Origin of the sequence: Propionimicrobium sp. PCR01-08-3 (assembly GCF_030286045.1) — a bacterium.
Taxonomy (GTDB): domain Bacteria; phylum Actinomycetota; class Actinomycetes; order Propionibacteriales; family Propionibacteriaceae; genus Brooklawnia.
Map to the genome: position 1 here is coordinate 1,236,604 of NZ_CP127390.1, position 22,187 is coordinate 1,258,790.

Below are 22,187 nucleotides of genomic sequence, written 5' to 3' on the forward strand. Positions count from 1 at the left end.
ATCCGGGTTTACTGGGACGGACACCTCACCGGCGCAAGCTCCACTAGCCTGATCGGGTGCGTGCAATAAGACGATACATAGTTCAGCCGGTCTTGCCGGAGGCCTTACGCCCGCTCGGCGAACTGGCCCGCAACCTGCGCTGGAGCTGGCACCCCGACACTCAAGAGGTGTTTCGGGCCGTCGACCCCGATCTGTGGGCCAGTAGCGGACAGGACCCGCTCAAGATGCTGCCCCAGGTCAGCCCGGAGCGATTGAACCTGCTGGCCCATGATCGTCGCTATGTCCGCAACCTGGAGTTGGCGCGCGAGGATCTGGCCGACTACCTGACCGGTGAGCGCTGGTACCAGAATTGGGCGGCCGAACACGCCGCCTGCCCGCGATCGATCGGCTACTTCTCCGCCGAATTCGGCATCTCGAAGGTGCTGCCCCAGTACTCGGGCGGGTTGGGGATCCTGGCCGGAGACCATCTGAAGGCCGCCTCCGACCTCGGCGTGCCGCTGATCGGCGTGGGTCTGCTGTATCGCCACGGCTACTTCATCCAATCGTTGAACGCCTCGGGATGGCAGCAGGAGCACTATCCACTGCTGGACCCCAATGAATTGCCGATCACCCTGCTCACCGACCCGCAAGGCGATCCGGTGCTGATCGAGGTGGAGATCCGGGGGGTGCCGGTGCACGCCCAGCTGTGGATTGCCGCGGTCGGCCGCGTCCCGTTGATCTTGATGGATACCAATCTGGAGGTCAACGGCGAACCGGAACGCCTGATCACCGACAAGCTCTACGGTGGGGGCTTCGACCATCGGCTCGCCCAGGAAGTGCTGCTGGGCGTGGGCGGGGTGCGGGCCGTCCGCGAGTTCTGCAGGGTCACCGGACGCCCGGCTCCGAGCGTCTACCATGCCAACGAAGGCCACGCGGTGTTCATGGGTCTGGAACGAATCCGCGAGCGGATGGCCGAGGAGGGCGCGTCCTTCGACTCGGCCATGGAGCAGGTGCGGGCCGGCACGCTGTTCACCACCCATACGCCGGTTCCGGCCGGCATCGACCGCTTCGGCATGGACCAGGTGCGCGCCCAATTCGCTTCCTTCGAGCCGCTGCCGATCGATCGGGTGCTGGGGTTGGGGGCCGAGGATTATGCCGGCGGCGACCCGTCCCGGTTCAACATGGCGGTGCTGGGGCTGCGGACGAGCCAACGCGCCAACGGTGTCTCCGAACTGCACGGTGAGGTCAGCAGGGCCATGTTCCAGCCGCTGTGGTCGGGATTCGACGTCAGCGAGGTGCCGATTGGGTCGGTCACCAACGGTGTGCACGGCCACACCTGGGTACATCCCGAATTGCAGAAACTGCTCGAGTCCCCGATCGACGATGCCGAAGGAGTCGTCGACGGCTGGGACTGGCATGCGCTGGACAGGGTGGACGACACCGACATCTGGACGATGAAACGTCAGATGCGTGGCCAGATGATCTCCATGGCACGCGAGCGGCTGGCGGCCAGCGCCTGTTCCCGCGGAATGAGCTCCGACTGGATCGCCACCGCGCTGAACCCGCACACGCTCACCATCGGCTTCGCCAGGCGTGGCGCGTCCTACAAACGGCTCACCTTGATGCTGAACCAGCCCGAGCGATTGAAGAAATTGCTGAACGACCCCGAAACCCCGATCCAGATCGTGATCGCCGGCAAGGCCCATCCGGCCGACGACATCGGCAAGGGACTGATTCAGCAGATGGTGCAGTTCGCCGACCGGGACGACGTGCGCGGAAAGATCGTCTTCCTTCCCGACTACGACATTTCACTCGCGAGGCCGTTGTACCCGGGCTGCGATGTCTGGCTGAACAACCCGCTGCGTCCGATGGAGGCCTGCGGAACCTCCGGCATGAAGGCGGCGATGAACATGGCCTTCAACCTTTCGATCCGTGACGGCTGGTGGGACGAATGGTACGGCCCCGATTGCGGTTGGGCGATTCCCTCCCTGGAGGCGATCAGCGATCCGGCCGAGCGCGACGCCGCCGAGGCAGAGGCGCTCTACGAGATCATCGAAAAGGAGATCGTGCCCAAGTTCTACGCCCGGGACGCCAACGGCATCCCGACCGGATGGGTGGACATGATGCGCAAGACGATCGCAGGCCTGGGGCCCAAGGTGCGCGCCACCCGCATGGTGCGCGACTACGTCACGAAGTACTACACGCCGGCGGCCGCGGCCGCCACGCGGGTGGCGGCCAATGGCACGGCCGAAGAACTCGCCGCCTGGAAGCAGAAGGTGCGCCGGGCCTGGCCCGGGGTTGCGGTGCTGCGCGTCGAGTCGCAGCTACCGGAGACCGTCGAGGTGGGATCGAGCCACACCATCGAGGCCTCGGTGCAGTTGAACGGCCTGGATGCCCGCGACGTGGCCGTCGAGCTGGTGTCCGGCGAGGTGGACGCGACCGATGAGCTGCGCAACGTGCGGATCACTCGTTTCGCCCGTGCCGGCAGCGGCGGCACCACCGACGGTGAGGCATTGTTCACCCTGACGGACGTCAGCCGATCGGCCGGGCTGGTCGGCTACACCGTTCGTGTGGTGCCCGACAACCCGCTGCTGGCCGGCCCGGCCGAAATGGGCCTGGCCATGGTTGCCCAGTAGGCATCCGGCCGGCCCGCCTCAGGCCGGCACGCTTCAGCGTGTCGACTTGCCACGCCGAGTTGCCCTGCGCAGGGCAGTGGCGTCCGAGGGCACCTTGACCGTCATCACGGCCACGGTGCGTCCCGGAAGCGTCATGGCATCTCCCGGCGCGAGCGGGCCTGCCGGCAGCTCGCCGGTCTCTGCGGTGGAACAGATGAGCTGGTAGCTCCAGCCCCACGGCATGCCGGGCATCGTCACCTGGATGGGGTGGGTACCCGAGTAGAACCAGACGAGCATGGCTTCGGTCCGGCTCGACAGGTACATGCCCAGCAGCCGTCGTCCGTCATCTTGCCAGTCGTGGGTTTGCATCTCGCCCGAATAGCCGTTCATCCAGACCAGATTGAAGCGCTGCAGCGATTGTCCGTGCGAGTCGAGGATCTCGTTTCGGTACAGGTAGTCGTCGTAGTGCAGCAGCTGCGAGGACGCCCGCAGCTCGCTGAGTTTCACCGTCAGTTCGGTGAGGCTGCTCCACTCCTCGGCGGTCTTCCAATCCATCCAACTGATCGGATTGTCCTGGCAGTAGGCGTTGTTGTTGCCCAGCTGGGTGCGTCCCCATTCGTCGCCGGCGGTGATCATCGGCACTCCGCGGGAGAGCAGCAAGGTCGCCATCAGGTTGCGTACCTGGCGCTGCCGCAGCGCGTTGATCTCGGGGTCGTCGGTCTCGCCCTCGGCACCGCAGTTCCAGGAGCGGTTGTCGTCCGAACCATCGCAGTTGCGCTCACCATTGGCGCGGTTGTGTTTGTGGTTGAAGCTGACCAGGTCGCGCATGGTGAAGCCGTCGTGGGCCGTGATGAAGTTGACGCTCGCGGAGGGTGGGCGATCGGAGCCGTCGAACAGGTCGGCTGACCCGGTCAGCCGGGTGGCGAGCTCTTGGACGCCGGCGGCGCCGCGCCAATAGTCGCGCATGAAGCCGCGGTAGCGGTCGTTCCATTCACTCCAGCCCCGGCCGAAGCGTCCGACCTGATAGCCGTAGGGGCCCATATCCCATGGCTCGGCGATCAGTTTGATGCCGTCGAAGACGGGGTCGTCGGCGATCACCCGCTTGAACGGATGGTCCTGGTCGACGTGGTGATGCGAGTCTCGGATGAGCGCGGTTGCCAGATCGAAACGGAAACCGTCGACCCCCATTTCGGTGACCCAGTAGCGCATCGAATCGAGCACCAGCGCCAACACCGCGGGCTTCGATGTGTCGAGCGAGTTGCCGCAACCGGTGACGTCGTAGTCGGTGCTCAGGTCGGAATGCAGCCGGTAGTAGTCACGGTGATCGATGCCGCGGAACGACAGCGTCGGACCGTCCACGCCGCCCTCGCAGGTGTGGTTGTACACCACGTCGAGAATCACTTCGATACCCGCCCGGTGCAGAGCGGCGACCATCGATTTGAATTCGTCGACCTGTTCTCCGGTGGTGCCGACCGAGCAGTAGCCGGCATGCGGCGCGAAGAAGCCCAGGGTTGAATAGCCCCAATAATTGGTCTTGCCACGGGCGGTGATGGCCGACTCGCTGATGAAGTGGTGCACCGGAAGCAACTCGAGTGCGGTGACACCGAGCCTGGTGAGATGATCGATCACCGCCGGGTAGGCCACTCCCGCGTAGCTGCCGCGCAGGTGCTCGGGCACCTCGGGATGGAGCCTGGTGAGTCCCTTCACATGGGCCTCGTAGATCACCGAATCGCTCATCGGGCGCCGTTCGGCGACCGGCGGCGGTGGGGGAGTCTCGTTGACCACCACCGAGAGCGGAACCGCGCAAGAGGAGTCACGCTGATCGATCTCGAAACCCGCGTTCGGCAGATGATCGCGTACCGGGCCGGCATAGTCGACGCCACTGGTGATGGCCCTGGCGTAGGGATCGACGAGCAGCTTCGCGGGATTGTCCCGTAGCCCCGCTGCGGGGTTCCATTCGCCGTAGACGCGGTAGCCATAGCGTTGCCCGGGGCCGACTCCGGGCACCCGGGTGTACCAGATGCCATCCAGTACCGACATCGGGAAGGTGCGCTGATTCATCTCCGGATCGAGCAGAACCAACTCGACAGCCTTGGCGCGTGGGGCGGGCAGCCGGAATACGCAACCACGACTGGTGAGATGCGCGCCGGGGGCGCCCGAGGCATCGGTCGGCATGCTGCACTCCTTACCAGATCGGCGTGGCCCGGTCACCGAGTCGGTCTCGCCGGGCCGCACGGTGTGCGCCACGAGATCGTCGATCAGCCTGGCCTACGCTGGTGAGCACCAGCGTAGGCCCAGAAGCCCCCACGCTGAAACGTTGAACCCAATGATAGGCAGCTATGACCCATCAGTTTCGCCGAGACCACGGCGCACCGGTCTACCTCGACCATGCCGCGACCTCGCCGCTGCGCACTGCGAGCAGGGAGGCACTCGGCGAGTATGCCGACCTGGTCGGTAACCCCGCCGCTCTTCATGGGGGCGGACGAGCGGCTCGCGCCGTGCTCGAGGATGCCCGTGAAGAATTGGCCGGCCTGTTGGGTGCCCAGCCCGACGAGGTGATCTTCACCTCCGGCGGCAGCGAAGCCGACGCGATCGCTGTTGTCGGGTCTGCACGCCGGTGGGCGTCCGATCGTCCGGGAATCGTGATCAGCGGTTTCGAGCATCCGGCGGTGCAGTCGGTGCAAACGCTATGGCCCGACCGCGTGCAGGTCCTCGGCTTGGACGCCGGCGGCCACGTCGGTCTCACCGAGGCAAAGAACCGGATCGTCGGTCATCGGGCCGGGCCGGTCGCGATCACCAGTGTGATGCTCGTGAACAATGAGGTCGGCACCATCCAACCGATTCGTGGGCTGGCCGAGATCGCGCATCGGCACGGCTCCTGGTTTCACACCGACGCCGTCCAGGCGTTCGGCCACTACCCGGTGAACTTCGCCGACCTGGATGTCGACCTGGCGTCGGTCTCGGCGCACAAGATCGGTGGGCCGGTCGGTATCGGCGCGCTCGTCGTGCGCAGGGGCGTCCAGTTGCCGCCCTATGGGCTGGGAGGCAAGCAGGAGGGCGGTATCAGGTCGGGCACCCAGCAGGCGGCGCTCGCCGCCGGATTCGCAGCCGCGGCACGGGTCACGGTCGCCGGACGCGAGGCCGAGAGCGCGCGTCTGCGCGATCTCAAGGACCGGGTGCTCGACGCGGCGCGCCGTATCGGGGGCTGCCAGGTGAACGGTGCCGAGCCTTGCAGCCCGGCGATCATCAACCTCGGCTTCGACGGCGCGTCGGCCGACGACGTGATGTTTCTGCTCGACCAGCAACAGATCTGGTGCTCGACGGGATCGGCTTGCCGCGCCGGAGTGCATGGCCCCAGCGAGGTGCTGATGGCCATGGGCCGCGACGATCGGGCTGCCCGCGAGGGTGTGCGGCTCAGCCTGGGCTGGACGACCACTCAAGATGACATCGACCGGTTGATCGCCGAGTTGCCCGGAGCCGTCGAGCAAGCGAGGCGGGTGCCGCACTAAGCACATCAGGTTTGCTCGAAACGGTGCCAGGTGATGGTGAGCCGGTTTCGGTTGCCGACGTTCGCGCAAAGGATAAGCTCACTTCCCGGCTACCGAAACCGCCTCTTGACCGCAGCACGTTAATGCGCGTTGAACAGAGATGGGCTACCCGAACTGAGGATGCGGCTTGCCGGGAAGCAAGTCTCGTTTCTCCCCGGCGAGCGCCGGCATCCCGACTCCCTCCGTAGCCGTCGCTAGACTGATTGAGACGTGAATCAATAGGCATGAGAAGGAGATCACCAGATGCGGGTCTTATCGGCCATGTCGGGTGGCGTCGATTCGTCAGTCGCCACGGCGCGGTTGATAGCCGCAGGGCACCAGGTCACCGGCGTCCATCTGGCCTTGTCGCGTACCCCGCTTGCGCAGCGGGTCGGTTCTCGTGGCTGCTGCTCGCTGGCCGACGTGCACGATGCCCGCAGGGTGGCCGACAAACTGGACATCGACTTCTATGTCTGGGATTTCTCCGATCGGTTCGCCGACGATGTGATCGGCGACTTCCTGGCCGAATACGCGGCAGGCAGGACCCCTAACCCCTGCCTGCGCTGCAATGAGCGGATCAAATTCGCCGCTCTGCTCGAGAAGGGCATCGCGCTCGGCTATGACGCGGTCGCGACCGGGCACTATGCCCGGTTGCTCGAGGGCTTCGACGGTCTGGAGCTTTGGCGCTCGCGGGATCCGGGCAAGGACCAGTCCTATGTGCTGGGCGTGCTCGACCAGTATCAGCTGCAGCATTCGCTGTTCCCGCTGGGAGACTCACTGAAATCCGAGGTGCGCGAAGAGGCTGCGGGGCTCGGGCTCGCGGTGGCCAGCAAGCCGGACTCCACCGACATCTGCTTCATCCCGGACGGCAACACTGCAGGCTTCCTGGCCGAGAAGCTCGGCGATGCCCCCGGTGAGATCGTCGACGAACAGGGCCACCATCTCGGCGAACACCAGGGCACCTTCCGCTATACCATCGGCCAGCGCAAGGGCCTCAACCTAGGTATTCCGGCCGTCGACGGGCGCCCCCGCTATGTGACCGGACTCGATCCGGAATCCCGGCAGGTCGTGGTCGGGCCGGCTGAAGATCTCGCGGTCGACGAGTTGCGGGGCATTCGTCCGACCTGGACGGGCGAGGTTCGCGACCAGCCGTGGCGCGGCAAGGTGCAGGTGCGCGCGCACGGCGAGCCGCGGGATGCGTGGATTGGTATGGATCAGGGCGAGATCGTGATGCGGTTGGACGAGGGCTACCGCGGTGTGGCGCCTGGCCAGTACGCGATCTGCTACGACGGTGACAAGGTGATCGGCAGCTCGGTGATCTCGTCCGCTGTTCGAACCCGTGCGAAGGCTGCCTGATGATCGCCACCGCGCTGGGGTCGATGCCCGGAGATGACTTCCGGGAGTCGGTCAAGATGGCGGCCGATCTGCTGCCGGAGCTGCTCGCCTGGCCCGAGGTGCCCGCCAGAGATCCGTCGTCGGCGATGATCGGACGAACCCTGGGCCTGCTCGAACAGCCCTGCGAGTTGAGCCCGGATGGTTGGCGATTGGCCACTCGTCCGGACCAGGCTCAGCGACGTGCCGCGAGATGGTGGAGCAGCGATCTGGACGATTTCGAAGAGCTCACCCAAGACCATGGCGGCGCGGTGAAGATCGCGCTCGCGGGGCCGTGGACGCTCGCCACATCGATACGTCTGGCGCCCCCGACCATGACTCATGTGATCGCGGACGAGGGAGCCTGCCGTGACCTCGCTCAGGCCCTCGCGGAAGCGGCCGGCGAGATCGCTCGCACACTGGTAACGCGGCTCGGCAAGCCGCTGATCATGCAATTCGACGAACCTGTGATCGGCGCGGTGTTGAGTGGTTCGTTGCCGACCTTCTCCGGTCTGCACCGCTATCCGGTTCCCGACCGTGGCGTGGTCGGCGACAGCTGGCACGCGATCATCGAGTTGGTGCGCGCCGTTGATGGCGTCGAGGGAGTATGGCTGCACAGCTGTGGCCAGGGGATCCCGTTCGACCTGGTGGGTAAGTCCGGATTCACCGGTTTATCGCTGGACGTCCGCTACATTGGCTCGTCCGAGTTGGACGCCTGCGGCCAGTGGATCTCCGATGGCCGAACCTTGGCCTTGGGGATCGCGCGCACCGATGAGGTGAAGGTGCCCTCGACCGATGAGCTCACCGACCGGGCGCTGCAACTGTTGCGTCCGCTGGAGATCGAGCCCCAGCTCTTGAACAAGCAGGTCATCCTCACGCCGGCCTGCGGACTGGCCGGCTGGGACGCCGCCTCGGTAGCGCGCCTATTGACCAACCTGCGCGAGGCAGCCGGGCTGGCCGCAGAGTATGCGTCCTCGTGAAGTTTTGAGCGCGATCGTCATGGTGACCCGCTGGTAAGATTCTAAAGAAACTCAAGAATTTCAAATAAGGAGTCTTGCGATGGACGTGGCAACGATCTCTGCCAACGGACAGATCACCCTGCCGGTCGATGTTCGTAAGCGCCTTCAACTCGTGCCTGGTGACAAGGTGGTGTTCGTCGAGAACGAACAGGGCGACATTGTCGTCGTACGCCCAGCAGTTGCTGCGCTCCTGGAGGCGCAGCGTGCTTTCCGGGGAGCTGCCGCACAGGCCGGTCTTCATGACGATGACGATGTTCAGGCCCTGGTTGACGAGGTGCGTTACACGAGTAGTAAGAAGGGCTCTGCGTGAGTCTTTCAGCGAGGCGCGTGCTCGCGGACACGAATATTCCCGTCTCTGCGTTCATCTTTCCGAGCTCGGTGCCTGATCAGGCGTTGCAGCACATTTTGTCTTTCGACCGACTGGTGCTCACGAATTGGATCCTCGAAGAGTTTGATCGAATTATCGAGACGAAGTGGCCGGAGCGGATCGAGGCGGCACGCACGATGATTGCGGCATTGAAATACGAACTCGCGGAACCGACCGCAATAGAGCTTCAGATCTCTGACCCAAACGGTCAGCCGATCCTCGAGGCCGCAGTGACAAGCGCAGTGGACATCATCGTGACAGGAGACAAGCGATTCTTCGCTTTGGAACTGGCTCGTCCACAGATCGTCACCGCACGGCAGTTCCTTTCGTCGCTCACGTGAATCAGGCGGCGGTACTATCTGAAATATGCGGTTCAAGGCGATGGTGAACAAGCTGAGCGTTCTGTTCAGCGACCTCAACCTCAATTCCGACACGCCCGTGCGGGTGCAGCCGGTGGTGGGGGAGTGGGGGCCGCAGCGGGTACCCACCACCAAACAGAAGAAGCGTGCCCGTTTCACCGTCACCGGAGTTTTCGCGGCGGTGGTGACCGCGCTATTCCTGTTGGGAAACTACTTCTATAAGATCCTGATGGGAATCACTGGATAGCGGTACCCGGCCATCAGCATGGTTCTCCGTAGACGTCGCCAGACGCGCCCGAAATCGGCTCCCGCGCCAGGTATCTCGGGCGCTTCTGCGGATTTCGGGCGCGGATGCGTGTGGCGCTACCCTCAGCTGAAGAAACGGACGAACAGTCCGCCCGCAGCGAGCCCCACCACCACATAACGAGCGACGAAGCCCAAGGTCATGAAGATGGCAAAGATCGCGAAATTGATCTTTGTCGTCGCGGCAAGGATCGTGGTGGGATAGTTCGGCGGCACGCTCACCGAACTCGACAGGAACAAGCCCAGCGGACCCCACCTGGGATGTTCGACCAGCGAGGTGCCCCACGCGATGACGCGCGACCAGCGGTACCGCCACGTTCCCGGGACAGGGGCCGGACGTTGTTTGGGCTTGCGGCGCAGCACGGGCAGTTTCCTGGCGTGTTTCACCGCCTGGAAAAGCACCATCTTCCCGATTCCCTGCCCGAGCCCGAGACAGATGCCGGCCTCGACCGGGCCGATGAGATTGGTCGCGATCGCGGCGACGATGAAGGCCTCGCCGTTGACGACGGGAATAAGTGAGCCACCCAGCCCATAGCCGAACGCCAGCAGCAGCTGCCACCAGGTCTCACTCATGCCTTCAGCTTGTCATCTCGTTCAGGACGCCGGGTGCCGCCACACGGTAACGAACCGGCTAGCGCAGCCGGGCCGCTATTTCCAAGCATGAACGGGCGCTTGGAGTACGGCACCCTCACGAGCGCTGTTCTCACCGGTCTTCCGGACATGAACGGACGCTAGACGTCGTCGGAGGATGCGAGGGACGACGTGGCGCCGTCGGGCCGATCCCACCCGCGCGCCATCCGCACCAGGTGATGCAGCCGGTACAGCTCGGATTCGAGGAAATCGGGCCCGCCATGCCGAGCGGCAACCAGCACCTGGTTGCGTCCGGCGGGAATGACCGCCAGCGATACCGCACCCCAGCCCGGCAGCCACGACTCGGACATCTCCGAGAAATGTTCCACGTCGAATGGTTCGAGCGCCGCGATCTGTTCGGACGCCAGCTCGGGAGCGTTCTCGGTGCCCATCAGCACCTTCTGTTCGCGCAGGCCGATGACCGCGGCCCACTGGGCGTGAAAGACCTGCGGAACTCGTTCCAGCAGCACCTCGAGTCCGCGTTCGCGGCCGTTGCCGATCTCGCTGGCGATGGCTACGTCCGACTCGATGCCATTGCCATCGGGGTAGCGCGACAGCCACAGCACCTGTACGCCGTCCACCTGCAGGCAGGCGGAGACCAGATCCTCGGGCAGGGTGCCGGGCGACAGCTGCAGCAAGAAGTCGTCGATGACGGTGTTCGAGGAGGCCTTGTCAACGACCTCTATCGAATAGATGTCCGCCCCTACCGAGCCGATGGCGGTGGCCACCTGGCCGAGGGCGCCAGAACGGTCAGGCATCTGGATTCGCAGCAGGAACATGGTATTCAGTCTGCCCGCCGCGCCAAGCTGCCATGCGCCGCCCGTGTTTCGATCAGATGACATTGCATCTACTATGTTGCAGCGGAGGCCCCCACGTCCTCCATAGCCAGGAGGAAGAGTCCTATGTCACAGGCCGATGCCACATCTCGGGTGCGCGCACTGCCGCTCGGTGCGGTTGCCCTGATCGCAACCTTGGGGAGCCTGCTGTTCGGATACGACACGGGCGTGATCTCCGGTGCCCTGCCCTTCATGGCCCATCCGGTCGACCAGGGCGGCCTGGGGCTCAGCGATGTGGCCGAAGGCGTCATCACCGCCGCCTTGCCCATCGGTGCCGCTCTCGGCTCGGTCTTCGGCGGGCAGCTCTCGGACAAATTCGGACGCCGCCGGATGCTGGTATGGCTGGCCTTCATCTTCTTCATCGGCGCCGTCGGCGCGGCAACCTCGCTGAACATGGGCTTGATGGCCTTCTTCCGCGTCGTGCTCGGAATCGCCGTGGGCGGCGCGTCCACCACCGTGCCCGTCTACCTGGCCGAGGTTTCTCCGGCAGAGAAGCGCGGCTCGATCGTGGCCATAGATCAGGTGATGATCGTCACCGGGCAGCTTTTGGCCTACACCAACAACGCGCTGATCGCGCATCTGTACGGCGAATCGTCATCGTGGCGGTGGATGCTGCTGTTGGCGTCCATACCCGCGATCGGGCTGTGGATCGGCATGCGGGTGATGCCGGAATCGCCGCGCTGGTTCGTCGCGCAGAACCGCGAGGATCAGGCACGGCATTCGCTCGAACGCGTCGGTGCCGAGCACATCGAGGCCCAACTCGATGACATCCGCTCCACGATCGACAAGGTTGACTCCCAGGAATCCATGGGATTCGGTGCGCTGCGGCTGCCGTGGGTGCTGCGGATCGTGGTGATCGGCATGGGGCTGTCGGTGATTCAGCAGATCACCGGCGTGAACGCCATCATGTATTACGCGCCGCGCATCCTCGAATCGACCGGTATCGGCACCAATGCGGCGCTCACCGCGACGATCGCCAACGGCGTGATCAGCGTGCTCGCGGCCCTCCTCGGCCTGATTCTGGTGCGCAAACTTCCCCGCAAGAAACTGCTGGCGCTCGGCCAGGGACTGATCGTCTTCTCACTGGTCGGTATCGGCGCCATCTCGCTCGCCACCGACGGCCAGGGTGCGACCTGGCTCGTCCTGGTGCTGATGCTGGTCTTCCTCACCGGGCAACAGGGCGCAGTCTCGCCGGTGACCTGGGTGATGATCTCCGAGGTCTTTCCGCTGCGGGTGCGCGGGCTCGGCGTGGGATTGTCGGTCCTCGTGCAGTGGCTGGCCAACGCGCTGATCACCTTCAGCTTCCCGATCCTGCTCGGCCTGGTCGGTCTCGGACCGGTCTGCATGGTGTTCGCCGGCCTCAACGTGCTCGCGTTGATCCTTGCCGCCAGGCATCTGCCCGAGACCTCGGGACGCACGCTCGAAGAGATCGAACAGATCATGGCTGCCAGCAAACGCAGGTCGCGCGTCCGGGCGGCCGACACCCACGTCAACTGATCGGCCGTTGGTCTCGATCGGCCGGTTTGGCTGATGTCAATGCCGCCCGGCCCGGTGGGTAAGATGTGCCGAGTTGGCTGTGCCCGGCCGACGTGCTCGCCGACAGCCGGCGAATCTGATGTCATACAGGAGTGCTCGTGGAGTTGTCGGCGCAGGACGTCGCGAAGCTGGCCGATCTGGCCCGCATCGAATTGACCGAGGAGGAGCTTGCCCGGTTGGCTCCGCAACTGGATGTGATTCTGACCTCGGTCGCGAGTGTTGCCGAGGTGGCGGCCGAAGATATCCCTCCGATGTCGCACGCCGTGCCGATGGAAAACGTCTTCCGCGACGACCAGGTGCGTCCGAGTCTGCCGGCCCTGGCCGTGCTGGCCGCGGCTCCTGCCGTCGAGGACGCGCAGTTCCGCGTCCCCCGTATCTTGGACGCGGAGGAGAACTGATGTCGGCAACCATCAAGCAGACCGCCCACGAGCTCGCCCGCCGGATCGCCTCCGGGGAGCAGTCCAGTGAAGAGATCACCCGCGTGCATCTGGACCGCATCGAAGAAGTCGATGGCGATGTGCATGCCTTCCTGGCGGTGGACCGCGATCGCGCCCTCGAACAGGCCCGCGCGGTGGACGCCAAGGTCGCCGCCGGTGAAAGGCTGGGCCCACTGGCCGGCGTCCCGATCGGGGTCAAGGACCTGTTCTGCTACCAGGGCCTGCCCACCACCGCAGGATCCCGCATTCTCGAGAACTGGATCCCGCCCTACAACGCGACCGTGGTGAACCGGCTATTGGACGCCGGCATGGTGATCCTCGGCAAGACCAACCTCGACGAATTCGCGATGGGCTCGTCGACCGAGACCTCCTACTTCGGGCCCACCCGCAATCCGTGGGATCTCGGACGCATTCCCGGCGGATCGGGGGGCGGGTCGTCCGCCTGCGTGGCGGCCTATGAGGCGCCGCTGGCGGTGGGCACCGACACGGGCGGCTCGATTCGTCAACCCGCTGCTGTGACCGGCACCGTCGGCGTCAAGCCCACCTACGGCGGGGTGTCCCGGTTCGGGGTGATCGCGATGGCCTCATCGCTGGATCAGCCGGGCCCGGTCGCCCGCAATGTGCTGGATTCTGCGCTGCTGCATCAGGTGATCACGGGTCATGACCCGGCCGATTCGACCTCCATCGACGCGCCGGTTCCCGACATCGTCGCTGCCGCGCGTAAGGCCGACATCAAGGGCCTTCGCGTCGGTGTGGTGAAAGAGCTGGGTGGCGAGGGATACCAGCCCGGTGTCGAGCAGCGCTTCAACGAGACGATCGAGTTGCTGGGCGAACTCGGTGCCGAGGTCGTCGAGGTCAGCTGCCCGCACTTCGTGCACGCGCTGGCGACCTATTACCTGATCATGCCGGCCGAGGTCTCCAGCAACCTGTCGCGCTATGACGGCATGCGCTACGGCTTGCGGGTGAACGATGACGGAACGCACTCCACCGAGCAGGTGATGCGGGCAAGCCGCGCAGCCGGATTCGGCGACGAGGTGAAGCGGCGCATCATCATCGGCACCTACGCGCTGTCGGCGGGCTACTACGACGCCTATTACGGCTCGGCGCAGAAGATGCGTACCTTGATCTCGCGAGACTTCGCGTCCGCGTTCACCAAGTGCGATGTGCTGGTTTCGCCGTCCACCCCGACCACCGCCTTCAAGTTCGGCGAGCGGATGAACGATCCGATCGCGATGTACAAGTCCGATCTGTGCACGATCCCGGCGAATCTGGCGGGCAATTCCGCGGCGAGTTTCCCGATCGGTTTGGACGCCCCGGGCGGGCTGCCGGTCGGCTTGCAGGTGATGGCACCTGCGATGGCGGACGACCGCTGTTACCTGGTGGGAGCTGCCGTGGAGGCCGCGCTGAACGATCGCTGGGGAGGGCCCCTGCTGGATCAGGCTCCCGAGCTCGGGCATGCCGCCGGCCAGAAGGAGAGCGTGCGATGAGCGTCTATGTCAGCAATGAGCTGATGGACTATGACGAGGCGATGACCCGCTTCGACGTGGTGCTCGGCCTCGAGGTTCACGTCGAACTCAACACGAAGTCGAAGATGTGGTGCGGATGCACGACCGAGTTCGGCGGCGAACCGAACTCACACACCTGCCCGGTCTGCCTGGGGCTGCCCGGCTCGCTGCCGGTGGTGAACAAGAAGGCCGTCGAATCGGCCATCCGGATCGGGCTGTCGCTGGGCTGCGATATCGCCGAATGGTGCCGGTTCGCGCGCAAGAATTACTTCTACCCGGATATGCCGAAGGACTACCAGGTCTCGCAATACGACGAGCCACTGTGTATCGACGGCGAGGTCACCATCGAGCTCGACGGCGAGAACTATGTCGTCCCGATCGAGCGGGTGCACATGGAAGAAGACGCCGGAAAGAACACCCACGTCGGGGGATCCGGACGCATCCAGGGGGCCGGGCATTCGCTGGTCGACTACAACCGGGCCGGTGTGCCGCTGATGGAGATCGTCACCCGCCCGGTGTTCGGCACCGGACGCAAGGGCCCCGAGGTGGCGCGCGCTTATATGGCGTATCTGCGCGAGATGATGCGGGCTTTGGGTGTTTCCGAGGCGCGGATGGAGCGCGGCAATATGCGCTGCGACGCCAACGTGTCGCTGATGCCGAAGGGCTCGACCGAGCTCGGCATCCGCACCGAGACGAAGAACGTGAACTCGCTGAAGTCGGTCGAGGGAGCGCTGCGCTTTGAGATCTGCCGGCAGGCCGCCGTCTTGGCTTCCGGTGGCCGGGTGCATCAAGAAACCCGGATGTGGAACGAGGCGGGATTCACCACCTCGGGCCGCTCCAAGGAGGAGGCTGAGGACTACCGCTACTTCCCCGAGCCCGATCTGGTGCCGGTGGCGCCCTCGCGCGAATGGGTGGCCGAACTGCGTGCCACCTTGCCCGAGCCTCCTGCTCAGCGCCGCGCCCGGTTGCAGACCGAGTGGGGATTCACCGACCTCGAGATGCGCGACGTCAATGGCGTCGAAGGGGCACTGGAATTGATCGATGCGACCGTCCAGGCAGGCTGCTCGGCCGGTGCCGCCCGCAAATGGTGGGTGGGTGACTTGGCCCGCCGGGCCAACGAGTCCGGTATTGCCTTGGACGAGGTCGCCATGACGCCCGCCCAGGTCGCCGCTCTGCAAGGCCTGGTGGACGACGGCACCCTGACCGACAAGCTCGCGCGCCAGGTGATCGACGGCGTGCTGGCCGGCGAAGGCGAGCCCGCCGATGTCGTCGCGGCCAGAGGTTTGGCCGTGGTCAGCGACGACGGTGCCCTGTCAGCTGCGGTGGACGCCGCCATCGACGCGAACCCGGGCGTCGCCGAGAAGATCCGCGGCGGCAAGGTCCAGGCGGCCGGTGCCCTGATCGGCGCGGTGATGAAGGCGATGAAGGGCCAAGCCGACGCCGCCCGCGTCCGGGAACTGATTCTGGAAAAGCTCAGCTGAGCAGCAGTACTACCGGCCCCGGTGATCGTCCGCCTCCCGCTCAGCTGAAGGCGAAGATGGGCGGGACCACCAGCACGACGAAGAGGGCCCAGATCGGGTAGACGGGAAGGAACAGCGTCTGCCATCTGAGCAGCCGGGCAAAGGGTGATCGGCCCGCACAGAACCCTGCCGCGAGCACGGCCGACCAGGTGAGCTGCACACCGAGAAGGACATTGAGCCCGAGTGCCACGACCTTGTTGGGGCTGGCCCCGAACTCGGCAATGCGGGTGGTCATCGCGGCCATCCCCACGGCATCGACGGCGAGTGCCGCTAGCAGCAGAGCGATGAGCAGCCAGTCGAAGAACTGCGGTGGCGCCAGCGGATCGCGGGCCGAAATCGAGTAGAGCAAGAGGCACAGCACCAGCATCCCGATCGCGTCCATCACTATCAGCAGCGTCCGGTCGGCCTCGGTGAGGTCGCCCGCGTTGATCAGAGCGATCAGGCAGCCGATCAACATCGCCAGGGTGAGCGGCGTGAAGATCTTGGTGAGCACCGGGGCGAGGTTCTCGATGACGTTCTGCTTGGCTTCGACCAGCCAACAGGCCACCACCAAAGCTCCGGGAACCCCCAGCGGCAGAATCCAATCTCCGACCAGCGGACCGCTCACGGCGTACGGCACCCGGGCGAGGTCGAGCACCGATAGCAACAGAGCAATGAGCACGCCTCCTCCGATCGCCAGCAAGCCGAAGTAGATCGCAAATTCGCCGCTGAACCGGACGAAGTTCATCCGGCGTTCGGCAGATCGCCAGCGTCCGGATACGTAGGCGAGCCCAACTGCAGCCCAGCCAACGACAGACGCGTGCAGTACCGCGATCATCTGGGTGCTGCCCGAGGTGTCGAACGGGTAGACATTGAGAGCTGTGGCGAGCACCGCAAAGATCGCTGCGATGGCCACGGCCACAGGCAGTGAGAGCTGGCGTTTCCAACCGAGATAGCAGGCGGCGAAGGGCAGCGCCAGTAGCGCGGCATTTGCGATGAACGACGTCTCATCGAGCAATGCGAATCCGGCCTTGACACAGATTCCTGCGGCAACGGCGATGAGCAGGGTGACGAGCAATTCGCGGGACGAACGGCATCGCGCCGTGGGCCCGGGCGAGACCAATACGAGCTGCTTCCACAGCCGCTCGGAGTGCTCTTGCGCGAACTCTCGCGAGAGCTCATCCAACCGGCCCATCCGCTTGACTGCCACCAGGAACGCTTCCTCATCGTCGAGGCCCGCTGCCTTGAGATCGGTGATGCATTCGCGCAGATGGTCCTCCATTTCGTCCACATCTGCCGCCGAGATCGCCTCGCGGCGCTGCACGAAACGGCGCCATTGCCCGATCTGGGCCTCCAGCGCGTCGGTGGATCCGGCTTCGGAATAGGCGCTCATCAGGCCCACCCTTGGGCTGGGCGTTCCGCCGGACGGGCGCTGTTCCACACCTGTGCGAGTGCCGCGGCCACCACATCCCATTGACTCTGCCGATCGGCGAGCAGAGCCAGGCCCGACTCGGTGATCGCATAGTGCTTGCGGCGGCGTCCGATTTCGGAGGTGCCCCACGATGATTGCACGTAGCCGAGGCGCTCGAGCCGGTGCAGCAGGGGATAGAGCATGCCATCGGTCCACTGCATCCGGCCATCGGACAGTTCGTTCACGCGTTTGAGAATGGCGTAGCCATACGACTCTCCATTGGCCAGAATGCCCAGGACGAGCGGTGTCGCCGAGGCGGCCACCAGATCCTTGTCGATATGCATTGGTCTCCTATCCCTAGATCCGCTAGGTGTCGTAACCATAGCAGACCTAGGGATAGTCATTGGAAACGGCGAGCGCCGACAGTTCATCCTCACTCCACAAATCGATGCCGAAGAGTTCAAGTCGCTGACGCCGTAATAGGCCATTACGAGGTGAGTCGGCGCTCGTGTTTCGCTTCGATGCGAATCCGTTAACGTCAGGAGTTAAGTTTGTGCTCCCAGTCTTGACCACCGTGGAAGACGCCGATGACGTTGATGACGGTTTCGTCTATCGATTCGTCGACTGTGTAGGCCACAACCGTCCGGACTATCACGACCGGGCAACCGCTGCATTGAACAGGTCACCGACCGCGTCGTCCCGGGCGACGTCCTCGCACAGCACTTGGGGCCACCTGGCGACATCTGTGGGCCGGTTGGCGACCTGAAGGGTGGCGTTCGGCATCAGATCGAGCAGGGCATGGGCGGTGGACAGCGGGTGCCCGGAATCCTCGGTCCAGGTGAGGATGGTCGCCGGCGCCGTGATGTCCTTGATCTGCTGACGGGCGGGGAAATTGCTCTTCGCCGCACCGCGCAGCGCGGAGGGCAGCAGAGCCTCGGAAATATCAGGAGTGGTATCCGGGCGTCCGAAAGTTGCCGGTGGTTGCGGGGAATCCTGGTCAAGGGCGATGAATGCGCGGACGCCCTCACGTTCGACCAGTTCGGCCCGTTGCACATAGTTGGACGCCTGCGCAGCGCGGGTCTCCCAGGCCGTCGGCGGCAACAGCAAAGTGAACCCGCTGAAGCGATCCGGCTGCATGACCGCCGCATGCAACAGCGTGCCCACCCCCATGGACGATCCGACGCCGTGCACCTTCTCACCCGGGAACCAGGCGTCCAGCACGATCAGCAGATCGCTTGCGAGTACCGGCCAGCGGTAGTCATCGGGAACCGGGCGTCCGGTGGAGCGGCCATGCCCGCGCGCGTCGTACCGCAAGAGCCGCGTCCCGCTCAATCCGATGCCCAGGTCCAGGTCGAGCAGGCGGTCTCGCTTGCGGCTCGACATCAGGCCATGCAGCTGGACGACCGGATGCCCACCTTCATCGCTCATCTCGACATCGAGCAGCGCTCCGGGAACAGACTGTTCGGGCACCACACACCTCCAGAGCCGACCATGATCATCGATTCAGGGGGCGACCCTGAATCCGCCGATTTCCGCGTCACCCGCTACGGCGACCATCAGCATGCTCAGGCTAACGAACAACCTGGTTGGGCCGTGACACGGTCATGCCTCGTCACGAAGAATTAACGTGGCACCGATCGATATACACCTAGGCTTGCCGAATGCGGCTGACCAATATCGCCCAACTCAATCTGCCGTTCGGAAGGTTGATGGGCTATGACGTTGCGGTGCTGAGCCGTGAAGGATCACTCCCGGTTTCTTTCGATCAAGGACGCCACGTCGGTGCGGGGCTGCGTCCCGGATCATGGATGGCGCTGTCGTTCCAGGTCCCGGAGCGATTGTCGCTGGGCGATCTGGAACAGGCGTGGCTGGCGGTGATCGACCGGCACCTGACTCTGCGGTCGGTCTTCGAGCCGGGCCCTGACGGCCCGCGTCTTCACCAGGTGAGGCTCGGGCCCGGACGATGGGTGGAGCACCCGATCAGTACCGGCCAGCCGGTCAATGCCGCGGTGCGCGATGTGCTCGATCTGGCGTGTGCACCTTATGCCCAGCCTTCGCACCGGCTGTGCGTGCTGGAGACCGCGGTCAGCACCACGGTCCTGATCGCTGCCGATCACGCCCATGTCGACATGTGGTCGATGCTGGTGCTGGCCCGCGACTTGTTGCGGGCGTTGGGGCAGTTGGGCACCGGGCACACCCCTGAGCTTGCCGTGGCTCCGGGATTCGCCGAACACACCCAAGCTTTGCTGTCCCGGCAAACTGCTCCCGAACAGGTGCGCGAACGCTGGACGGAGATACTGGGGGCGAGCGGCGAGGTGATGCCGAGATTTCCGCTGCCGCTGGGAGAGCCTGAGCCGTTCCCCGAAAGGGTGGAGGTGCGCGACGTGCTGGGCACCGCCGAGGACGCCGCGTTCGAGGCTTTTGCCAAGGACCAAGAGATCTCCACGTTGTCGCTGGCGGTATCGGTGATGACGAAGGTGACCTTGGAGGTGGCCGGTCAGCCGCTGCGAGCGGTCTTCCCCGTCCACAGCCGCTACGAGGAGACCTGGCACGACTCGGTCGGCTGGTTCATCACCAATTCGGTCATCGAATCTGCCGATCCCGAGCCCCGGTTGGCCCAGGCAGCGGTACGCGAGGCGATCAGGCTGGGGTCCTGGCCCCTGGACGACATCTTGCAACCGTGGGGCGGTATGCCCGAGGCCCCCGGCATGTTCGCGATTTCGTGGCTCGACCTGCGGAGGCTTCCGGTGCAGATCGACACCACCAGTTTGCAGGCACAGTATGTCAGCGCAGTCATCCGTACCGATGGGGTGATGCTGTGGTTCGTGTTCGACCAGCAAGGTCTGCATCTTCGCTGCCGCTACCCGGACACCCGTAAGGCGCGCCGCAATGTCGGCGGCTGGCTCGATCGAACCGTCGCTCAGATGCGCGAGGTGGCAAACACCTATCCCCACGCAGCAGCTGCCGAAATGGACGATGGCTTGGGGCATGCGGCAAGCCAAGATCGAAACCGGTAGCCAGAACGTTACCCGCCACTTAGCCGCTGCGGATGAGCGTCCACATCGGTGCCCCGCTGTGAGCTGTGAGTTGCGTCCGAAACGGTAGGACGCGCCGTGAGGCCTACCGTTTCGGACAGCTACCGCTCGGCCATCAGTCGGGGACGATGGCCCAGGCGCGCACCGGCATGCCGTTCGCGTCCGCGATACGGGCGGCACCCACGAAGATCAGGGCGCCGGTGGCGGGAACCTGATCGAGGTTGGCCAGCAACTCGACCTGGAAACGGTCCTGGGCAAGCACGTAGCGCTCGCACTGCAGATCGTCCACAGCGGATGAGGTGATCGGGGCATCGGTGTCGAGAGTCTCGTGGCCGACCGCGGCGACGTCGCGCTCTTCGATCAGGTACTTCAGCGCCTCCATCGACCAGCCGGGCGCATGCTCTCGGCCATCGTAGACATTGGCGAGCGCCTCGCCGTCGGGCCAGCGCTTCGACCAGTCGGTGCGCAGCGCAACGAAAGTGCCCGCCGGGATGGTGCCGTGAGTGGCCTCGAATGCCTTGATGTCGTCGACCGTGACCTCGTAATCGTCGTTGGTGGCGGCCTGCTCATGGATGTCGACGACCACCAGCGGAAGCACCTCGTCGATAACCGGGAAATCCTTGTTCAGCCGGGCACCCGGGACGAAGTGCCCGGGAAAGTCGATATGGGTGCCGAACTGGCCGGGCAGCTTATGCCCCTGGATCTTCAGGTTGAAGCCGCCATCGAAATCCATCAGCACGCTGTTCAGGTCGACACAACCGTCGGGCATGCCCTCCCAATAGGGCGAATCCTCGGTGAGCTCGTGCGACAGTTCGACCCAGCGATGCTGCTTCAGCTGCTCGAGTACCGGCCACAGGCTTGACATGGGCATCTCTCCTCATTGCTCGTGGTTGCTCTGCTCGTGTTTGCTCTGCACAGGCTAGCGGGATGCACGTCGGCACATCGCAGCTGCTTTCTACAAGCGAACACCGTTGGCCGCGCCCCGGCAAAGGAGGATAATAGCCACATATCTGATCCACATTCTGGCTACAAGGGGTCTGAGATGGGTGTAGGTATTCGCGAATTGCGGGATGGGCTGAGTCGGCATCTGAAGTCGGTGCGGGAGGGGCACACGATCACGGTCACCGATCATGGTCGTCCGATTGCGCGGATCGTCCCCGCTGATGGGCCGACGGTGCTTGAGCTGATGATCGCTGAGGGCGTGGTCACTCCGGCCCGGGCACCGCGGCGCCCGCTTCCTGAGCCGATCAAGACGGCCGGCCCGGTAAGTGACCTCATCTCGGAACAGCGAAGATGATCGCATATTTGGACTCGTCCGCGATCATCCCGATCATCATCAGTGAGCCGTCGAGCGAATTGTGCCGGAGAATCTGGAGCGACGCCGACCAGCTGCTCAGCTCACAGCTGTCGTACGTCGAAGTCGCGGCGGCTTTGGCTATGGCGGAGCGCCAGGGACGTATTACATCGGACGAGTTCGAACACGCGTGGGCGGACTTTACGCTTCGGTGGGCCGAAGTCGGTGTTATCGCGGTATCGGCGGGGTTCGTTGTCAGGGCTGCACGTGTTGCCCGTTCGCACGCGCTACGCGGATATGACGCGGTGCATTGCACGATGGCGCTCGCCCTCAATGATGCTGACCTGGTGGCGGTCAGCGGAGATAAGGAGCTATTGCGCGCGTGGGATGAACTCGGAGTTGCGACAGCAGACACCAATCGGGCGCGGTAGAAACCCTGCCGAGTCTTGCGTCCGTCTGTGGGG

General features: G+C 64.7%; 21 protein-coding genes. 14 read left to right on the plus strand and 7 right to left on the minus strand.

Features of this window, described 5'->3' with window-relative positions; translation table 11 throughout:
* The first annotated feature begins 56 nt into the window (after positions 1–56).
* A complete protein-coding gene (glgP, locus tag QQ658_RS05685; RefSeq protein ID WP_286026688.1) occupies positions 57–2,615 on the plus strand; it encodes an alpha-glucan family phosphorylase in 2,559 nt (852 codons plus the stop codon).
* Positions 2,616–2,648: 33 nt separating this feature from the next.
* On the opposite strand, the gene glgX is transcribed toward glgP, so the two are convergent.
* Positions 2,649–4,769, minus strand: a complete 2,121-nt coding sequence (glgX, locus tag QQ658_RS05690; RefSeq protein ID WP_286026689.1) for a glycogen debranching protein GlgX — start codon at positions 4,767–4,769, stop codon at positions 2,649–2,651.
* Positions 4,770–4,933: 164 nt separating this feature from the next.
* Between glgX and QQ658_RS05695 the strand changes: the two genes are divergently transcribed.
* The 6 genes from QQ658_RS05695 (at position 4,934) to QQ658_RS05720 (ending at position 9,484) form a co-directional block, all read left to right on the plus strand.
* Positions 4,934–6,103: a cysteine desulfurase family protein gene (locus tag QQ658_RS05695; protein WP_286026690.1), complete on the plus strand. Its 1,170-nt coding sequence runs from the start codon at positions 4,934–4,936 to the stop codon at positions 6,101–6,103.
* Between the two features lie 282 nt (positions 6,104–6,385).
* Complete coding sequence (gene mnmA / locus QQ658_RS05700) at positions 6,386–7,477, plus strand: tRNA 2-thiouridine(34) synthase MnmA (protein WP_286026691.1); 1,092 nt, start codon at positions 6,386–6,388, stop codon at positions 7,475–7,477.
* Positions 7,477–8,472 (plus strand): uroporphyrinogen decarboxylase/cobalamine-independent methonine synthase family protein, encoded by a 996-nt coding sequence (locus QQ658_RS05705; RefSeq protein WP_286026692.1) that lies wholly within the window; start codon positions 7,477–7,479, stop codon positions 8,470–8,472. The genes mnmA and QQ658_RS05705 overlap by 1 nt, the downstream gene beginning before the upstream one ends.
* A gap of 79 nt (positions 8,473–8,551) precedes the next feature.
* Entirely contained in the window at positions 8,552–8,821 is a 270-nt protein-coding gene (locus QQ658_RS05710) for an AbrB/MazE/SpoVT family DNA-binding domain-containing protein (RefSeq protein WP_286026693.1), read from the plus strand.
* Positions 8,818–9,219: a PIN domain-containing protein gene (locus QQ658_RS05715; RefSeq protein ID WP_286026694.1), complete on the plus strand. Its 402-nt coding sequence runs from the start codon at positions 8,818–8,820 to the stop codon at positions 9,217–9,219. The genes QQ658_RS05710 and QQ658_RS05715 overlap by 4 nt, the downstream gene beginning before the upstream one ends.
* A gap of 25 nt (positions 9,220–9,244) precedes the next feature.
* Positions 9,245–9,484, plus strand: coding sequence for a hypothetical protein (locus QQ658_RS05720; RefSeq protein WP_286026695.1), 240 nt, complete (start codon positions 9,245–9,247; stop codon positions 9,482–9,484).
* Positions 9,485–9,606: 122 nt separating this feature from the next.
* Here the strand turns inward: QQ658_RS05720 and QQ658_RS05725 are convergent, their stop codons facing one another.
* Together QQ658_RS05725 and QQ658_RS05730 are read right to left on the minus strand one after the other, a co-directional pair.
* Positions 9,607–10,113: a hypothetical protein gene (locus tag QQ658_RS05725; RefSeq protein ID WP_286026696.1), complete on the minus strand. Its 507-nt coding sequence runs from the start codon at positions 10,111–10,113 to the stop codon at positions 9,607–9,609.
* A 158-nt stretch (positions 10,114–10,271) separates the two neighbouring features.
* A complete protein-coding gene (locus QQ658_RS05730; protein WP_286026697.1) occupies positions 10,272–10,949 on the minus strand; it encodes an ACT domain-containing protein in 678 nt (225 codons plus the stop codon).
* 123 nt (positions 10,950–11,072) lie between these two features.
* Between QQ658_RS05730 and QQ658_RS05735 the strand changes: the two genes are divergently transcribed.
* From QQ658_RS05735 to gatB, 4 genes are all read left to right on the plus strand, one after another.
* Positions 11,073–12,503: a sugar porter family MFS transporter gene (locus tag QQ658_RS05735; protein ID WP_286026698.1), complete on the plus strand. Its 1,431-nt coding sequence runs from the start codon at positions 11,073–11,075 to the stop codon at positions 12,501–12,503.
* Between the two features lie 137 nt (positions 12,504–12,640).
* The gene (gene gatC, locus QQ658_RS05740; RefSeq protein WP_286026699.1) at positions 12,641–12,940 is read left to right on the plus strand and encodes an Asp-tRNA(Asn)/Glu-tRNA(Gln) amidotransferase subunit GatC; all 300 of its coding nucleotides are present in this window, start codon (positions 12,641–12,643) and stop codon (positions 12,938–12,940) included.
* Positions 12,940–14,466, plus strand: a complete 1,527-nt coding sequence (gene gatA / locus QQ658_RS05745; RefSeq protein ID WP_286026700.1) for an Asp-tRNA(Asn)/Glu-tRNA(Gln) amidotransferase subunit GatA — start codon at positions 12,940–12,942, stop codon at positions 14,464–14,466. The genes gatC and gatA overlap by 1 nt, the downstream gene beginning before the upstream one ends.
* Positions 14,463–15,965, plus strand: a complete 1,503-nt coding sequence (gene gatB / locus QQ658_RS05750; protein WP_286026701.1) for an Asp-tRNA(Asn)/Glu-tRNA(Gln) amidotransferase subunit GatB — start codon at positions 14,463–14,465, stop codon at positions 15,963–15,965. The genes gatA and gatB overlap by 4 nt, the downstream gene beginning before the upstream one ends.
* A 40-nt stretch (positions 15,966–16,005) precedes the next feature.
* Here the strand turns inward: gatB and QQ658_RS05755 are convergent, their stop codons facing one another.
* From QQ658_RS05755 to QQ658_RS05765, 3 genes are all read right to left on the minus strand, one after another.
* Entirely contained in the window at positions 16,006–17,376 is a 1,371-nt protein-coding gene (locus QQ658_RS05755; protein WP_286026702.1) for a permease prefix domain 1-containing protein, read from the minus strand.
* Positions 17,376–17,738, minus strand: a complete 363-nt coding sequence (locus QQ658_RS05760; RefSeq protein WP_286026703.1) for a PadR family transcriptional regulator — start codon at positions 17,736–17,738, stop codon at positions 17,376–17,378. Before QQ658_RS05760 ends, QQ658_RS05755 begins: the two co-directional genes overlap by 1 nt.
* 307 nt (positions 17,739–18,045) lie before the next feature.
* The gene (locus QQ658_RS05765; RefSeq protein WP_286026704.1) at positions 18,046–18,864 is read right to left on the minus strand and encodes an alpha/beta fold hydrolase; all 819 of its coding nucleotides are present in this window, start codon (positions 18,862–18,864) and stop codon (positions 18,046–18,048) included.
* Between the two features lie 191 nt (positions 18,865–19,055).
* Here QQ658_RS05765 and QQ658_RS05770 point away from each other — a divergent pair, with 191 nt between their 5' ends.
* Complete coding sequence (locus tag QQ658_RS05770) at positions 19,056–20,411, plus strand: condensation domain-containing protein (protein WP_286026705.1); 1,356 nt, start codon at positions 19,056–19,058, stop codon at positions 20,409–20,411.
* Between the two features lie 133 nt (positions 20,412–20,544).
* Here the strand turns inward: QQ658_RS05770 and QQ658_RS05775 are convergent, their stop codons facing one another.
* Positions 20,545–21,294, minus strand: a complete 750-nt coding sequence (locus QQ658_RS05775; RefSeq protein ID WP_286026706.1) for a cyclase family protein — start codon at positions 21,292–21,294, stop codon at positions 20,545–20,547.
* Positions 21,295–21,471: 177 nt separating this feature from the next.
* Here QQ658_RS05775 and QQ658_RS05780 point away from each other — a divergent pair, with 177 nt between their 5' ends.
* Entirely contained in the window at positions 21,472–21,726 is a 255-nt protein-coding gene (locus QQ658_RS05780) for a type II toxin-antitoxin system Phd/YefM family antitoxin (RefSeq protein WP_286026707.1), read from the plus strand.
* Entirely contained in the window at positions 21,723–22,154 is a 432-nt protein-coding gene (locus QQ658_RS05785; RefSeq protein WP_286026708.1) for a type II toxin-antitoxin system VapC family toxin, read from the plus strand. Before QQ658_RS05780 ends, QQ658_RS05785 begins: the two co-directional genes overlap by 4 nt.
* Positions 22,155–22,187: the final 33 nt, after the last annotated feature.

What these genes read in the sequence shown, in the direction of transcription:
- glgX (WP_286026689.1), bottom strand. Translation starts at nt 4,769, where the DNA reads ATGCCGACCGATGCCTCGGGCGCCCCCGGCGCGCATCTCACCAGTCGT.
- QQ658_RS05695 (WP_286026690.1), top strand. Translation starts at nt 4,934, where the DNA reads ATGACCCATCAGTTTCGCCGAGACCACGGCGCACCGGTCTACCTCGAC.
- mnmA (WP_286026691.1), top strand. Translation starts at nt 6,386, where the DNA reads ATGCGGGTCTTATCGGCCATGTCGGGTGGCGTCGATTCGTCAGTCGCC.
- QQ658_RS05705 (WP_286026692.1), top strand. Translation starts at nt 7,477, where the DNA reads ATGATCGCCACCGCGCTGGGGTCGATGCCCGGAGATGACTTCCGGGAG.
- QQ658_RS05710 (WP_286026693.1), top strand. Translation starts at nt 8,552, where the DNA reads ATGGACGTGGCAACGATCTCTGCCAACGGACAGATCACCCTGCCGGTC.
- QQ658_RS05720 (WP_286026695.1), top strand. Translation starts at nt 9,245, where the DNA reads ATGCGGTTCAAGGCGATGGTGAACAAGCTGAGCGTTCTGTTCAGCGAC.
- QQ658_RS05725 (WP_286026696.1), bottom strand. Translation starts at nt 10,113, where the DNA reads ATGAGTGAGACCTGGTGGCAGCTGCTGCTGGCGTTCGGCTATGGGCTG.
- QQ658_RS05730 (WP_286026697.1), bottom strand. Translation starts at nt 10,949, where the DNA reads ATGTTCCTGCTGCGAATCCAGATGCCTGACCGTTCTGGCGCCCTCGGC.
- QQ658_RS05735 (WP_286026698.1), top strand. Translation starts at nt 11,073, where the DNA reads ATGTCACAGGCCGATGCCACATCTCGGGTGCGCGCACTGCCGCTCGGT.
- gatA (WP_286026700.1), top strand. Translation starts at nt 12,940, where the DNA reads ATGTCGGCAACCATCAAGCAGACCGCCCACGAGCTCGCCCGCCGGATC.
- gatB (WP_286026701.1), top strand. Translation starts at nt 14,463, where the DNA reads ATGAGCGTCTATGTCAGCAATGAGCTGATGGACTATGACGAGGCGATG.
- QQ658_RS05755 (WP_286026702.1), bottom strand. Translation starts at nt 17,376, where the DNA reads ATGAGCGCCTATTCCGAAGCCGGATCCACCGACGCGCTGGAGGCCCAG.
- QQ658_RS05760 (WP_286026703.1), bottom strand. Translation starts at nt 17,738, where the DNA reads ATGCATATCGACAAGGATCTGGTGGCCGCCTCGGCGACACCGCTCGTC.
- QQ658_RS05770 (WP_286026705.1), top strand. Translation starts at nt 19,056, where the DNA reads ATGCGGCTGACCAATATCGCCCAACTCAATCTGCCGTTCGGAAGGTTG.
- QQ658_RS05775 (WP_286026706.1), bottom strand. Translation starts at nt 21,294, where the DNA reads ATGTCAAGCCTGTGGCCGGTACTCGAGCAGCTGAAGCAGCATCGCTGG.
- QQ658_RS05780 (WP_286026707.1), top strand. Translation starts at nt 21,472, where the DNA reads ATGGGTGTAGGTATTCGCGAATTGCGGGATGGGCTGAGTCGGCATCTG.
- QQ658_RS05785 (WP_286026708.1), top strand. Translation starts at nt 21,723, where the DNA reads ATGATCGCATATTTGGACTCGTCCGCGATCATCCCGATCATCATCAGT.